At 71.6% G+C, this 13411-nt stretch carries 14 protein-coding genes; 3 read left to right on the top strand and 11 right to left on the bottom strand.

What is annotated here, in order from left to right; translation table 11 throughout:
• Positions 1-13 precede the first annotated feature (13 nt).
• Together AC1DIW_RS01150 and AC1DIW_RS01145 are read right to left on the bottom strand one after the other, a co-directional pair.
• The gene (locus tag AC1DIW_RS01150; RefSeq protein WP_478106186.1) at positions 14-424 is read right to left on the bottom strand and encodes a DUF7144 family membrane protein; all 411 of its coding nucleotides are present in this window, start codon (positions 422-424) and stop codon (positions 14-16) included.
• A 103-nt stretch (positions 425-527) separates the two neighbouring features.
• Positions 528-2552: an alpha/beta-hydrolase family protein gene (locus tag AC1DIW_RS01145; protein ID WP_478106185.1), complete on the bottom strand. Its 2025-nt coding sequence runs from the start codon at positions 2550-2552 to the stop codon at positions 528-530.
• 131 nt (positions 2553-2683) lie between these two features.
• On the opposite strand from AC1DIW_RS01145, the gene AC1DIW_RS01140 reads away from it, so the two are divergent.
• Positions 2684-4105: an ATP-binding protein gene (locus tag AC1DIW_RS01140; RefSeq protein WP_478106184.1), complete on the top strand. Its 1422-nt coding sequence runs from the start codon at positions 2684-2686 to the stop codon at positions 4103-4105.
• A gap of 4 nt (positions 4106-4109) precedes the next feature.
• Here AC1DIW_RS01140 and AC1DIW_RS01135 read toward each other — a convergent pair whose 3' ends face one another.
• From AC1DIW_RS01135 to AC1DIW_RS01125, 3 genes are all read right to left on the bottom strand, one after another.
• Complete coding sequence (locus AC1DIW_RS01135) at positions 4110-5270, bottom strand: ABC transporter ATP-binding protein (RefSeq protein ID WP_478106183.1); 1161 nt, start codon at positions 5268-5270, stop codon at positions 4110-4112.
• Complete coding sequence (locus AC1DIW_RS01130) at positions 5267-6727, bottom strand: ABC transporter permease (RefSeq protein ID WP_478106700.1); 1461 nt, start codon at positions 6725-6727, stop codon at positions 5267-5269. Before AC1DIW_RS01130 ends, AC1DIW_RS01135 begins: the two co-directional genes overlap by 4 nt.
• Positions 6728-6821: 94 nt before the next feature.
• On the bottom strand, positions 6822-7862 hold the full coding sequence (locus AC1DIW_RS01125) for an iron ABC transporter substrate-binding protein (RefSeq protein ID WP_442279592.1): 1041 nt from the start codon (positions 7860-7862) through the stop codon (positions 6822-6824).
• Positions 7863-8036: 174 nt separating this feature from the next.
• On the opposite strand from AC1DIW_RS01125, the gene AC1DIW_RS01120 reads away from it, so the two are divergent.
• Positions 8037-8402, top strand: coding sequence for a histone-like nucleoid-structuring protein Lsr2 (locus AC1DIW_RS01120; protein WP_442279591.1), 366 nt, complete (start codon positions 8037-8039; stop codon positions 8400-8402).
• A 14-nt stretch (positions 8403-8416) separates the two neighbouring features.
• Here the strand turns inward: AC1DIW_RS01120 and AC1DIW_RS01115 are convergent, their stop codons facing one another.
• The gene (locus AC1DIW_RS01115; RefSeq protein ID WP_442280790.1) at positions 8417-8641 is read right to left on the bottom strand and encodes a hypothetical protein; all 225 of its coding nucleotides are present in this window, start codon (positions 8639-8641) and stop codon (positions 8417-8419) included.
• Positions 8642-8852: 211 nt separating this feature from the next.
• Between AC1DIW_RS01115 and AC1DIW_RS01110 the strand changes: the two genes are divergently transcribed.
• Positions 8853-9719 (top strand): sigma-70 family RNA polymerase sigma factor, encoded by an 867-nt coding sequence (locus tag AC1DIW_RS01110; RefSeq protein ID WP_442280791.1) that lies wholly within the window; start codon positions 8853-8855, stop codon positions 9717-9719.
• Between the two features lie 99 nt (positions 9720-9818).
• Here the strand turns inward: AC1DIW_RS01110 and AC1DIW_RS01105 are convergent, their stop codons facing one another.
• The 5 genes from AC1DIW_RS01105 to AC1DIW_RS01085 form a co-directional block, all read right to left on the bottom strand.
• A complete protein-coding gene (locus AC1DIW_RS01105; protein ID WP_478106182.1) occupies positions 9819-10448 on the bottom strand; it encodes a DUF3618 domain-containing protein in 630 nt (209 codons plus the stop codon).
• Entirely contained in the window at positions 10445-10933 is a 489-nt protein-coding gene (locus AC1DIW_RS01100) for a phage holin family protein (protein ID WP_478106181.1), read from the bottom strand. Before AC1DIW_RS01100 ends, AC1DIW_RS01105 begins: the two co-directional genes overlap by 4 nt.
• Positions 10930-11754: a hypothetical protein gene (locus AC1DIW_RS01095; protein WP_478106180.1), complete on the bottom strand. Its 825-nt coding sequence runs from the start codon at positions 11752-11754 to the stop codon at positions 10930-10932. The genes AC1DIW_RS01100 and AC1DIW_RS01095 overlap by 4 nt, the downstream gene beginning before the upstream one ends.
• 135 nt (positions 11755-11889) lie before the next feature.
• Positions 11890-12546 carry an HAD family hydrolase gene (locus AC1DIW_RS01090; RefSeq protein WP_478106179.1) on the bottom strand — a complete coding sequence of 219 codons (657 nt, stop codon included), beginning with the start codon at positions 12544-12546 and terminating at the stop codon, positions 11890-11892.
• A gap of 27 nt (positions 12547-12573) precedes the next feature.
• Positions 12574-13272: a GAF and ANTAR domain-containing protein gene (locus tag AC1DIW_RS01085; protein WP_478106178.1), complete on the bottom strand. Its 699-nt coding sequence runs from the start codon at positions 13270-13272 to the stop codon at positions 12574-12576.
• Positions 13273-13411: the final 139 nt, after the last annotated feature.

Here is a 13411-nt window from a genome sequence, read left to right as displayed (position 1 = left end):
GCCCGCGTCCGCATCAGGTCTTGCCGAGGTCCACGGTGCACAGGGCCCAGATGACGAAGACGTCGAGGGCGATGATGACGATCGCCCAGATCGGGTAGTGCGGCAGCCACATGAAGTTGGCGATCGCCGAGACTCCGGCGAGCGCGATGCCGACCGAGCGCGCGAAGACGTTGCCGGTGAAGATGAAGCCTCCGGCCACTGCTGCACCGAGACCGACGATCATGTGGAACCAGCCCCACGCCGAGGCGTTGAAGGTGAAGACGTAGTTCGGCGTGCGGACGAGGAAGTCCGTGCCGTTGACCACGGTGACGAGGCCCTCGACGAACTGGAAGAGTCCGACGACGATCATGAGGGTGGCGGCGAAGGTGCTCAAGCCGGCGGCCCAGAGCGTGCGGGTGCGGTGGGTGGTGCTGGTGCTTGCCATGGGGTCCTCCGAGACGAGTTGGAGCGTTCTCGACGTGTTTCGATGCTACGAAGCTCGACCCGCGGGCGGCTCATCCGGAGAGGATGATCCGCAGCCGGCCGAGTCAGGCGAAGGCGTCCTCGCGGTAGGCCTCCCGTCGGCGCACGGCGTCCTGGATCGCGTCCATCTGCGCGTCGGTGCAGTGGAGGTCGTAGATGTCGCGGATGAACTCCGGCAGGTCGGCGCGGTAGTCGTGCGCCCAGGCCCTGAAGGATCCCGGCAGCTGCGCGTTCTTCATGTCGATGAGCGTCTGGAAGAACGTCGTGACGGGACGCCACCGCATGCCGGGCGGTATGCCGCGGGGTGACCTCCCGGGGACCTGCTCGGGCTGCGGCCGGTCCGGACCCAACCACGGCGGCCTGCGGTTGAGCAGGTCGAGTCCGAACTTCGTGACGCCGTCGTTGTCGTGGCTGAGCAGCACGTAGCGCACCCGGGCCCGCGCGGCCTCGTCCAGGGCCATGAACTGTTCGTGGTCGTTGACGACCGCCACGAGCGCCGGGTCGACGTCGAGCCGGGGGGCGCCGGTGATCTCGTGCATCCACTTGCTGCCGTCGGGGGTCCCGATCCACAGGGCCCGGTCGATGCCGAGCGCCTGCGGCCCGAGCGTCCCCCATCCCAGCAGCACGTCCTGGCTCGTGTGGGCGCCGAGCGACTCCCCGAAGAGCACCACCTCGGGCCGCGCGTCCGGGGGCATGGTGCGCACGCGCTCGAGGATGCGCAGCCACAGCAGACGGTTCTGCTCGCGCGCGTCGCGGACCTTGCCGAGGGAGAGCGGTGACGGCCGTCGGGAGTACTGCATCGTCACGCTCGCGATGTCGCCGCGGGTCAGGTACTGCGCGGCGGCGATGGCCACGTAGTTGACGTAGCCGGTTCCCGTCGGGGAGACGAGCATGAGCAACGAGCGGGACCAGGCGTCGGTGCGGTCCATCTCGGCGATGGCGAGCTCGACACGTTCGGCCGGGGTCGCTGCGCTGTCGAGGCCGACGAACACCTGCACCGGGTGCGCCATCGCCGGCTCGCCCATCACGGTCGGGATGGAGAGGTCGGCCGGGACCGTGCCGTCGGGCAGGGGCGGCGGGCTGACGATCGGTGCCGGCCGCACGAAGGTCACGGCGTGCCGTCGCCCCTCGCGCCCGAGCGAGTCCCACGAGACGAGGCTCGCCGGGTCGCCGCTCACCATCGGGTCCGTCCACACGCCGGACGCAGCGCTCATCCACGGGTCCACGGTGGTCGTCACGGCCTCGATCCGTTGCATGGCCCGGGTCCACAGGGCACTGACGACGACGCCGGCTCCGGCCGCGAACGCCGCGTGCGAGACGACCTGCCACGCGAGGCCCACACCGGGGGCTGCGCCAGGGGCGAGCCGGCGCACCTGCTCGGCCGTCCACCGCTCGAACCAGCCGGCGCCGTAGAGCACCGCGAGAACGCCACCTCCGGCGGCGAGCCCACCGATGGTCGGGACGTCACCGGCCGCGTCGACACCGCCGTCGGTGCCGATGCGGCGAGCACGCTCGATGACGACGGACGTGGCAAGACCCACGGGGATCGACAGGGGCAGCGCAGCGAGGCGCCCGTCGGCCCCGACGGCGCGGTCGAGCCGGCGCACCGCGGCGGTGGCCCCGATGAGGATCGTGCCGCACAGGGCCGTGGAGCCCATCCGCCAGGCCGCCTGGCGCACGAGGCCGTCCCTGGCCGTCGCGACGCCACGACGGTCGAGGTATGCCGCGAGGCCGAGTCCCAGCGGCGTCATCGCCAGCTCGCAGCCGAGGGCCGCAACCGAGCGGCGCCGCTCCTCGGGCCAGTCGTCGGGGAACAGCGACCAGGTGGTCGCGGCCCCGGCGACGGCAGGGGTCACGACGTCGATGACGTCCTGGGAGAAGAGGGTGAGGAGGTAGCTCGCGCCTGTCGACAGCCCGGTGATGAGGCCTTGGTCCTGCCAGGAGCGCTTCGACAGCGACGGCGCCAGGGTCGACGGCGTGACGACGGAGGCCATGACGAGACCGACCTTCTGCCCCGTCTGCACGAAGTCCGACTGCTCCATGAGCCCTCCCGCCAGTGAACCGATGGACGCGCCGGCCCGGCGTCGCACGCCCTCCTGCTCCGAGCATGGACACGACGGTGCGCCCAGCGCTCACCCTTCGAGGGTGAATGTGCCCCGAGGCGGGGAGCGTGTGGCCCAGGACGGCCCCATGGCCCGGCCCAGGTGGCCATCATGGAGTCATGGCAACGAACGTCGACGTCGCCCCGCCCCCCGAGCCGGCTCCCGGCCTGACCCGCCTGGAGTCCGTGGACGGGAGGTCGTTCGTGGCGCGCGGCCCGTCGAACGAGCAGCCGGTGCCAGGCGACTACCTCGAGCCCGAGGGCGAGGGCGGCGTCCTCGCGTTCGTCGAGGAGGTCACCGGTGACGGGTCCGCAGCGGGCTTCTCGGCCTCCGGCACCCTCGTGCAGTTCGGTGGCGGGTCCGGCGCCTCGGGACGACCTGCGGGCTCGCCGTGGCACGACGTCGCCGTCCGGCCGACGCGGCCCGACACGGTCCAACACCTGCTGTCGGCGGCCGACCCGGAGCTGCACCTCGGCCACCTCGCGGGGCAGGACTCGGTGGGCGTCGCACTGGTGCCCAACTGCCTCAACCGGCACACCTTCTGGTGCGGCCAGAGCGGCTCCGGCAAGACGTACGCCCTCGGCGTCCTCCTCGAACGCATCCTCCTGACGACCCGGCTGCCCATCGTCGTCTTCGACCCCAACAGCGACTTCGTGCGGCTCCACGAGCAGGCCGTCGAGGCCAACGCGCTCCAGGGGGGAGCCCTGGGCGGCCGTGACGTCGTCATCCTCCGTCCTGACGACGAGCAGACCCCCCTGCGGGTGCGCTTCACCACACTCACCTCGCGGGCCAAGGCCGCCGTGCTGCGCCTCGACCCGATCGTGGACCGGGCGGAGTACAACGCGCTCCTGCGCCTCTTCTCCGTAGACTTCGACACCGTGGACGCCGGGCAGATCCTGCCCTACCTGCGCTCCCTCGGCGACCCGGATGCCGAGGCCCTCGCCCAGCGCATCGAGAACCTGGGGGTCATCGAGTGGACGAGGACGTGGGCCCTCGGCGCGGTGCCGGTGACCGACGTCATCGCCCGCCGGCCGGCCGCCACCGTGCTCGACCTCGGCGGCTACGAGCGGCCCGAGGAGCAGCTGACCGTCGCCCTCGCCGTCCTCGACGACCTGTGGGCGCGGCGGGCCGAGCGGCGGCCCCTTCTCATCGTCGTCGACGAGGCTCACAACCTCTGCCCGCCCGACCCCGAGACCCCGCTCGGCGTCGCGGTGCGTGACCGCCTCATCCAGATCGCCGCCGAGGGCCGCAAGTACGGCCTGTGGCTGCTCCTGTCGACGCAGCGCCCCTCGAAGGTGCACCCCGGCATCGTGTCGCAGTGCGACAACCTGACCCTGATGCGGATGAACTCGCGCGAGGACCTCGAGCAGCTCGCGTCTGCCTTCGGGTTCGTGCCTCGGGGCCTGCTGGCTCAGGCGGCGCGTTTCCGGCAGGGCGAGGCGCTCCTCGCAGGCGGGTTCGTGGCGATGCCGAGCATCGTCCAGATGCGCACGCGCGTCACGCCGCAGGGTGGCACCGACGTCCCGGTGCCGATGCCCTGACGGCTCAGGCGTCCGGCGGGAACGCGATGGCCTCGCCCTCGATCCGCAGGCGGAGCTCGGTGCCCTTGGCGGCGATGAACGCGTTGGAGTGACGGATGCTGATGATCTCGCCCCCACGGGCGAGCGCCGATGTCTCGCAACCCGGTTCACGCCCCGAGGTCAGCTCGAGCCGGACGGTGCTCTCGGGCCCGAAGTAGTCGGTGTCGACGACGACGCCGCGGATCGGGCCGTTCTCGTCGACGCGGATCTGCTCGGGGCGGAGCATGAGCTGGACGCGGCCCCGACGGGTCGTGGGCGCCAGCCGGACCGTTCCGAGAGAGCACGTGGCGGTGTCGCCGTCGACCCAGGCCTCGAGCATGACGGCGTCGCCCAGGAACTCCGCCGTGGCGCGGTCGACCGGCCGGGTGTAGACCTCGAGGGGGCTGTCGACCTGGGCGAGGAGACCGTCGCGCATCACGGCCACCTGGTCGGCGAAGCTGAGCGCCTCGGCCTGGTCATGGGTGACGAGCACCGTGGTGATCCCGGCGTCGTGGAGCACCTTGGCGACCGTGCGCCGGGTCGCGACCCGCAGCCCGGCGTCGAGCGCGGAGAAGGACTCGTCGAGCAGCATGAGCTCGGGCTCGCGGGCGAGCGCCCGCGCGAGCGCGACGCGCTGCTGCTGGCCGCCCGAGATCTCGTGCGGACGGCGGGCCGCGAGTGCCGCGTCGAGCGAGACCATCTCGAGCAGCTCCGCCACCTTGGCCCGCGTGGCCTTGCGCCCCTTCGGCAGCCGCGCGGTGTCGATGCCGAAGGCGACGTTCTGACCGACGGTGAGGTGGGGGAAGAGGGCCCCGTCCTGGGCGACGTAGCCGACGTCGCGGTGGTGCGCCGCCACCCAGGCGCCCTCGCCGGCGAGCGCACGCCCGCTCAACGTCACCGAGCCCGCCTCGGCCCGCTCGAAGCCGGCGATGAGGCGCAGCAGGGTCGTCTTGCCCGAACCGGACGGGCCGACGATGGCCGTCGTGCTGCCCGGGTCGACCGACAGCGTGACCCCGCGCAGCACCTGCTGGCCTCCGAAGCTCTTCACGAGTCCGCCCACCTCGAGACGACCGCGCGCGGCCGGATCGTGGTAGTCGACCGTCGTGGCCGCGGAGGTCTGCGGGCTCGTCAGGGGTGTCGGTGTCATTGTCCGGCCGCTTTCTTCGACTGCTGGAAGAGCAGGTAGGTCATCGGGGCCGAGAGCACGACCATGAGCAGCGCGTAGGGGGCGGCGCCGGCATAGTCGATCTCGCTGCTCTTGGCCCAGAACTGCGTCGCGAGGGTGCGCGTGCCGTTCGGTGAGAGCAGCAGGGTCGCCGTCAGCTCGTTGACGATGGCGAGGAAGACGAGCGCCGCTCCCCCAGCGGCCGCCGGCGCCGTCAGGCGCAGGGTGACCCGGGCGAAGGCGGCCAAGGGGCGCACGCCCAGCGCCTGCGCGGCCTCCTCGAGCTCACGGGGGGCCTGGGCGAGCCCCGAGCGCAGGCTGACGAGCGCGCGGGGCAGGAAGAGCAGGACGTATGCCGCGACGAGCACGAACGCCGTCTGGTAGAGCCCGGGAAGCAGGCGGATGCTCACGGTGACGAAGGCGAGGCCGACGACGATGCCGGGCATCGAGCTCGTGACGTAGTTGGACAGCTCGAGGGACCGCGTGAACCAGCTCGGCCGGCGCACGGCGAGGAACGCCATCGGGAACGCCACGAGGGTCGTCGCCACCGCACCGGCCACGCCGTAGAGCAGCGTCTGGAGCAGGGCCGGGACGAGCTCGTCCGGCACCCAGATCGCCGAGCCGCCGAGCACGACCCACCGCACGACGAACCACATCGGGACCCCGACGGCGAGCACGACGAGGAGCAGGAGCGAGAGCTGCGCGGGGGCGTGGAGGCGGCCCAGCGGCATACGCCCCGGCACGGCCTGGCCACCGGAGCCGACGCGGGCGTAGCGGGCGGTGCCCCGGCTGCGCACCTCGGCGACGAGCAGCAGCAGGCACAGGACGACGAGCACGCTCGCGAGCATGTTGCCGGCGGCGCCGTTGAACGTCGACTGGTACTGCACCATGATCGCCGTCGTGAAGGTGTCGAAGCGGATCATCGCGAAGGCGCCGTACTCGGCCAGCAGGTGCAGGCCGACGAGCAGCGCGCCACCGGTCATCGCGAGCCGCAGCTGAGGGAGCACGACTCGGCGGAACACGTGCCACGGCCCGAGCCCCAAGGAGGCCGCCGACTCCTCGAGCGCCGGGTCGAGGCGGCTCAGCGTCGCCGCCGCCGGGATGTAGACGAGCGGGAAGTAGGACAGCACCGAGATGAGCACGCCCGACCAGAGACCGCCGAGGGACGGGACGGCCGACACCCAGCCGTAGCTGTTGACGAACGCCGGGATGGCGAGCGGCGCGGCGAGGGCGAGCGCCCAGAACCTGTTGCCGCGCAGCCGGGTCCGCTCGACGAGCCAGGCACCGGCGACGCCGAGCACGAGGCACAGCGGCACCGAGAACAGCATGAGCAGGACGGTGTTGAGCAGCAGCTCGCCGACGCGGGCCCGGAAGATCAGGCCGACGGCGGTGTCCCAGCCGGTCGCGACGGTCATCGCCAGGACGTAGCCGAGGGGCATGAGCGAGAACAGCGCGATGAGCACCGCGAGCACCGGGAGCACCGGGGGTCGCCGGCGCCCCCGGAGCGCAGTCAGTTCGGTGGTCACCGGAGAACTACAGCAGACCGGCCTGGGTCATCAGATCGGTGACCGTGGCGGAGTTGAGCTTGGCGGGGTCGACCGTCGGGGCCTGGAGGTCCTTGAGGGGCACGAGCACCGGGTTGGAGGGCACGTCCGAGCCGACGGCGTACTCGAAGGACGTGCCTTGTCGGAGCACCTCCTGGCCGGCCTTGCCCGTGATGAACTTCAGCAGCGACTGGGCGGCCGCGGCGTTCTTCGACGACTTGAGCACCCCGCCACCGGACACCGACACGAAGGCGCCCGGGTCCTGGTGCTTGAAGTAGTGGGTGCCGACGTTGGCCGAGTTCTCGCCGGTCTTGGCCTGGTCGCCGTAGTAGTAGTAGTGGTAGATCAGCGCGGTCTCGACCTCGCCCGAGTTGACCGCCTTCATCGCGGTGCTGTTGCCCTTGTAGACCTTGGCGTTGGTCTTCATCGCCGTCAGCCACTCGTTCGTCGCGGCCTTCCCCTTGAGCGCGGCCAGCGCGGAGACGATCGCCTGGAAGTCGGCTCCCGACGGCGACGCGGCCCAGCGGCCCTTCCACTCGGGCTTGGCGAGATCGAGCATCGACGCCGGAAGCTGGTTCTCCTTGAGCTTGCGCTTGTCGTAGACGAGGACGGTCGAGCGGGCCGCGATGCCGGTCCACTTGCCCGTGGACGGGCGGTACTCGGCGGGCACCTGGTCGAGCGTGGCCTTGTCGACGTCGGCGAAGAGGCCGGCGTTCTCGACCTGCGTCATGGCGGGGCTGTTCTCCGTGAGGAAGACGTCGGCCGGCGACGCCGCGCCCTCCTGCACGATCTGGTTGGACATCTCGGTGTCGTCACCGTTGCGGACCGTGACCTTGATCCCGGTCTGTTTCGTGAACGCGTCGAGCCACTCCTTTGTGAGGCTCTCGTGCTGCGCGTTGTAGACGGTGATGCTGCCCGTGCCGGCGCTCGATCCGCCGCTCGCGGACGACCCGGAGCCGCAGGCCGCCAGGGCGAGGGCACCGGCCGTCGTCATGGCGACGCCGATCAGGGTGTGGGGGCGGGAGGTCATGTGAGCTGCCTTCGTGATCCGGAAGGGACGTGCCGGTCTCGCGGCCGGCACGTCCTGGTAGGTAAGCCTTACCTTACATGCCGTTCCGGACGCACTTGACCACCCTGCCGGATCGCGCGGGACACGGCTGACGCTGCGCGGTACTCGTGCCGGCACCCCACTACGCTCTCGGTCATGCGTCAGACCATCGTGTCCCTCGTCGACGACCTCGACGGGTCGGACGCCGACCAGACGGTGACCTTCGGCATCGACGGCCGGACCTACGAGATCGACCTGTCCGCAGCCAACGCCGGACAGCTCCGCTCGTCCCTGGGCGGCTGGGTGTCCAGGGCCCGGCGAGCCGGTGACGAGCGCAGCGCCGATCCCGGCCTCGTCGACACCCTGGTCCCCCGCGCGCGCCTCACCACGGTGCTCCCCGCCGTGGGCGAGTCCCGCAACGCGCTCATCCGTGCCTGGGCTGCGGAGAACGGACACCACGCCCCCGCCCGCGGCCGCATCCCGCAGCCGGTCGTCAAGGCCTACAAGGACGCCCACCGCTAGGGCGCACGGCCCGATCAGACCTGTTGGCTCGTCCCGCGATCGCGGTACTCCTGCTCCGTCACGCGCTTGCCGTGGACCCAGTACTGCACCGAGCCGTCCTCGGCCTCCACGGCCGGCCCGTCGAGCCGGTGCAGCCGCGCCGCCGTGAAGTAGAGGGTGTCGCCGCGGGCGACGATGACCTTGTCGTAGCCGCCCGTGGGGTGGGGGGTCCCGCTTCTCCAGTCAGGCTGCGACGTCACGTTCTGGGATCTCCGAATCTGTGGGTGGACGGCCACGCTCAGGCTACCGGGACGGCCCGCGACACGCCGTCGCCGGGCAGGGGGACCGTCCCGGCGCCCCGGCCGGGAGGGCAGGGGATTGCACGAGCCGCGCGGTCGTGGCAGGGTCGGAGTGTCAGAGCGGTCCAACCACAGCGCCGACTCCGTCATCCGAATGAACCGGAGATGAGTCATGGCGCCCCACTCTGCCCAACCCCGATCCTCGTTCATCGACCGCGACGCACGGACGTCCGAGTTGTTCGACGAGCTCGCCGCAGCCACGTGCGAGGAGGAGAAGGACCGAGTCATCGAGCAGGTGGTCCTGCTCTACCTCGACCTCTGCACGACCATGGCGGGCCGCTACGACGGGCGCGGCATCGAGCACGAGGACCTCGTCCAGGTCGCCCGGCTCGCACTCGTCAAGGCCGTCCGCCGCTATGAGCCCGGCCACGCGCCGTCGTTCGCCGCCTACGCCGTGCCGACCATCTCCGGCGAGCTCAAGCGCTGGTTCCGCGACCGCGGGTGGGTCGTGCGCCCGCCACGGCGCCTCCAGGAGCTGCGGGCCGACCTGCAGGCCGTCCGCTCCGCGCTCGAGCAGGAGCTCGGCACGACACCCACCGACGCCGACCTCGCCGAGGCCGTGGGGACGAGCATCGACCAGGTCCGCGAGGCCTTTGCCGCTGCAACGGGTTTCCGCCCCCTGTCCCTCGACTGCAGCCCCGCCGACGACGAACGGCCAGGACTGGCAGCCTTCCTGGCCTGCCCGGACGACGACCTCGAGGCGGCCGACGACCGCGTCTGCCTCACCCAGGTCCTGAGCGAGCTCGACGACGAGGAGCGCGAGCTGCTGCTCATGCGCTACGTGGACGGCATGACCCAGCGCGAGATCGGCGAGGCCCGCGGCGTCAGCCAGATGCAGGTCTCGCGCCGCCTGCGACGCATCACCACTCGACTTCACGACCAGCTCGACGCCCAGGTCGGCGAAACCCTGGACGGCGGGCTCACCGATGAGGGCCCCGAAGCAGCGGAGGCGGCCGCGCGGCTCAGCCCCGCATCCTGACGCTCACGAGCTGACGGCTCCCGACCGCTGGAATGCGGTCGGGAGCCGTCGCGTCGAGCTGTTGTCGTCGAGCGGTGCGTCAGGCGGCGTCAGGCGGCGTCAGGCGCCCGAGGTGGCGCCTGCCTCGTCGGCATGGCTCTTCGCGCTCTCGGCCACGTCCTGGACCGCGGACGCGCCTTCCTGCTTCACGGTCCCGACCGAGTCCTGGGCGCGGTCCTTGACGGACTGGACCGCGTCCTGCGCCGGCTGCTTGAGGTTGTCGGCGCTCTCCTGCGCCATCTGCTTGACGGTCGACTGGGCCTCGTCCAGCACCGGCGCCGCACGGTCCTTGACCGCCTCGGCCACCTCGGCCTCCTTGCTGCTCGCAGGCAGCAGCGAGCCCAGCAGCCAACCGGCTCCCAAGGCGACGAGCCCTGCAGCCAAAGGGTTTCCGCGCGCCTGGCGCTTGACCGTGCTGGCGGCGCCGTGGGTGGCGTCGCCGACGCTGGAGGCCATCGACGACGCGCTGTCGGACGTCGCCTGGCCGGCGTCCGACGCCGAGCCCATGATCTGGTCCTTGAGCCCGACAGCACGGCCCTTGACCTTGTCAGCTCCCTTGCGGGCCATGTTGCCGGGGGTCACGGACTCGCCGAGTGCGTTGACGTCGCGGCTCAGCTCACTCCGGGTGCGCTCGATGTCGGCCCGGATCACGTCCGGGTCGTCACTGGTGGACTGGTAGTTCGTGCTCACAGCGTCTCCTCGTGTCCCTTGAGCGCCTCGGGGACCTGCTTGGTGGTCTCCACGGTGCGCTCCATGCCTTGAATGTTCTTGAGGTCCCGCCGCCCCATGCTGAACAGCACGGCGCCGGTGACGGCCCACACCGCCATGACGATGACGGCCGCCCAGCCCCGGCTGTTCAGGGCGGACGACAGCCACTCCCAGACGGCGATCGAGAGGAAGAGCAGCGCCATCCAGCCGGCGAGCGCAGCACCCCCGAACTTGCCGCCGGCCTTGCCGGCCTGCGTCACGGACTGCTTCGCCTCGGCGCGCGCCAGGGCGATCTCCTGCCGCAGCAGGGTCGACAGGCCCTGGCTGACGTCAGCGACGAGCTCACCGATGGAGGCCGACTCCGCCTTCTCGTGACCTGTCTCGTGACCTGTCTCATGCACGGGGTCGAAGCCGGGCTCGGCCGCGACCGGACCGCGGTACTGCCCCTCGGGCAGTGCGGTACTCATCGCGACTCCCCGGAGACCCCCGTGGCCGGTCCGGGGTGGGTGTAGGTGGCGGGGTCGATGCCGGCGTCGACCCGAGTGGGGTCGGTGTCGCTAAGATCGACGGGCTCGGCGGCATATGCCGTCTCGTCACCGTATGCCGCGTCCGTGGCGTATGCCGTCTCGTCACCGTATGCCGTGTCCGTCGCGTATCCCGTGTCAGCGGCATACGCCGTGCCGGCGCCGTAGGTCGCGTCGGCGGAGCTGCTCCGGACGGGCGAGGCCTGGCCGTTGCTGCTGCCGGACGCATCGCTCGTCAGTCCGCGCGTCAGACGGCCGCCGACGAGCCCGAGGATGGCGGCGCCGGCGATGAAGGTGCCGGGCCGACGGCGCGCGAACGTGCGGACCTCGTCGAGGATCTCGCCCGGCTCCCGGCCCTCGAGCCAGCTGGCGGCGGCGTCGAGCCGGGAAGCCCCTTGTCGCGCCAGGTCGGCTGCCATGCCGGACTGGCCCTGCTGGCTCTCGGCCATACCGGAGAGCTCGCTGCCGAGGGAGCGCAGGCCCTGGACGGCGCGCTGCGTCTGCCCGGAGGCCTGGTCGGTGGCTTCACCGGTCAACTGGTCGAAGAGCTGACGCAGCTGCGTCCGCGCCTCGTGGGCGACGTCCTTGGCCTCCGAGGCCGCGGTGGAGGCGACGCTCTTCGTGCTCTCCTTGGCATCCTGGGCCACGGCGCCGGCATGCTCCTTGGCGCCGGCCTCACCCGGCGAGCCAGGGCCGGCGCCGTTTCCGAGGGTTGCGGTCGGCGCTTGGGGGGAATCGATCCGTTCGGTCATTCGATCGGTCATGAGTACGTGAACCCCTTCCGAGATCGGCGCGGGTCCCAAGTCCGGCCCGCTTCTTGAGCGTCGGGATGCTGGGCGCCGTCTTGCCGGATGGTGTACCCCTCTGGCCCGCGCGCAAACGCCGAGGGGGGTCGTGAGTCAGAGACGGTCGAGCAGACCCTGCTTCACTGCGTCCACCAGGGCCCGCGGCCCGTCGAGGACATCCGATGCCCCGGCGTCGCGCAGCTCGGCGTCACCGAAGCCGCCGGTGCGCAGGCCGAGGGACGGCATGCCGGCAGCCCGCGCCGCGCGAGCGTCCCACGTCGCGTCACCGACCATCACCCCGCTCGTGCCGTGGACCCGGCCCAGTGCCGCGAGGAGCAGGTCGGCCGCCGGCTTGCTCTCCTCGGCGTCGTCGGCCGTGGTCCAGGCGTCTGCCACGGAGCGCCCGTCGAAGAGGTCCAGGAAGGTCTCGACGTGCTGCGGCTGCCCCGAACTGGCGCACACGACGCGCAGGTCACGCTCCTTGAGCGTCTCCAGGAGGAGGCGGGAGCCGTCGAACGGCCGCACCTCGCCGATGAGCTGGTCGAACTCCTCGGTCCACTGGTCGCGCAGGGCGTCGCCGAGCTCGGTCTCGACATCGCCACCCGCGACCTCGGCCACGAGCTTGTCGCCACCCATGCCGATGGCGCGATGGATGCGCCACAGCGGCGGGTTGAGGTCATGTCGCCCGAACGCGCGGGACCAAGCGAGGGTGTGGTGGTAGTTGCTGTCGACGAGTGTCCCGTCGACGTCGAGGATGACGGTGTCGATCATGGTCGAGACCTACCCAGAGGGAGCGGGTCAGCGTCCGGTGCCGACGTCGACGAGCAGGCGCGCGACGTCCACGACGGGCACGCCGGCCCGCGCGGCCGCCAGATCCAGCCGATGTCGGGCCTCCACCGGGGAGATCGTGTGGGCCGCGACGAGGACCCCGACCGCCAGGTCGACCACGGCCAGGTCCTCGAGCCGTTCGACGGCTCCGGCGGCCCTGAGCCGGCTGCTGAAGGAGAGGTCCGCGTTGGTGACGGCCCCGGGAGCCCAGGCGCCGAAGAGCCCGGCCAGCTCCTCGTGACGGCCCGCGAAGGTGTCGCCGGCCGCGCCGTAGATGTTGACGCTGCCGACCACTTCACGTCCGGCGAAGATGGGCAGCGACAGCGTGCTGCCGACCCCGCGGCTCCTGCCCGCGGCCGCGAACAGCTGCCAGCGCCCTTCGTCCAGCGGGTCCGCGTGGTCGGCCGTCACGACCGAGCCGGTGCCGACCGCCTCCTCGCAGGGCCCTCCGTCGAGGTACTGCAGAGCATCCAGCCCGGCAAGCGGCACGGAGGACGCGAGGTAGGTGAACGTCACGTCCTGCTCGAGGACGCTGATGCTGAAGCCCACCAGCCCCGGCACCCGTCTTCCCAATGCCGAGGCCGCGTCGTCGAGGTCGCGTCCGAGATCCTGGTCACCGAGCTCCTCCAGGCGACGCAGGGCCTCTCTCGTCTCAGGAATCGGCTCCACGACGCGCCCCGTACCCACTTTCGCGTTCCATCCTCCAGTGGCTTGGGTAGGGGTACCTGCAGGTCGGCGATGGCCGATCTCTCCACCGCGGCCGCCGCCTCGAGCGCGGGTCCGCACCGCCTGAACGTCTCTCGCGGCT

This window comes from Terrabacter sp. 01T434, assembly GCF_056398545.1.
The sequence above is the reverse complement of the archived record's forward strand: the minus strand, read 5'-3'. Positions and strand labels throughout refer to the sequence as shown.

Coding starts and splice junctions, on each gene's coding strand:
- AC1DIW_RS01150 (WP_478106186.1), bottom strand. CDS start 424: ATGGCAAGCACCAGCACCACCCACCGCACCCGCACGCTCTGGGCCGCC.
- AC1DIW_RS01140 (WP_478106184.1), top strand. CDS start 2,684: ATGGCAACGAACGTCGACGTCGCCCCGCCCCCCGAGCCGGCTCCCGGC.
- AC1DIW_RS01135 (WP_478106183.1), bottom strand. CDS start 5,270: ATGACACCGACACCCCTGACGAGCCCGCAGACCTCCGCGGCCACGACG.
- AC1DIW_RS01130 (WP_478106700.1), bottom strand. CDS start 6,727: ATGCCCCTCGGCTACGTCCTGGCGATGACCGTCGCGACCGGCTGGGAC.
- AC1DIW_RS01125 (WP_442279592.1), bottom strand. CDS start 7,862: ATGACCTCCCGCCCCCACACCCTGATCGGCGTCGCCATGACGACGGCC.
- AC1DIW_RS01120 (WP_442279591.1), top strand. CDS start 8,037: ATGCGTCAGACCATCGTGTCCCTCGTCGACGACCTCGACGGGTCGGAC.
- AC1DIW_RS01110 (WP_442280791.1), top strand. CDS start 8,853: ATGGCGCCCCACTCTGCCCAACCCCGATCCTCGTTCATCGACCGCGAC.
- AC1DIW_RS01100 (WP_478106181.1), bottom strand. CDS start 10,933: ATGAGTACCGCACTGCCCGAGGGGCAGTACCGCGGTCCGGTCGCGGCC.
- AC1DIW_RS01095 (WP_478106180.1), bottom strand. CDS start 11,754: ATGACCGATCGAATGACCGAACGGATCGATTCCCCCCAAGCGCCGACC.
- AC1DIW_RS01090 (WP_478106179.1), bottom strand. CDS start 12,546: ATGATCGACACCGTCATCCTCGACGTCGACGGGACACTCGTCGACAGC.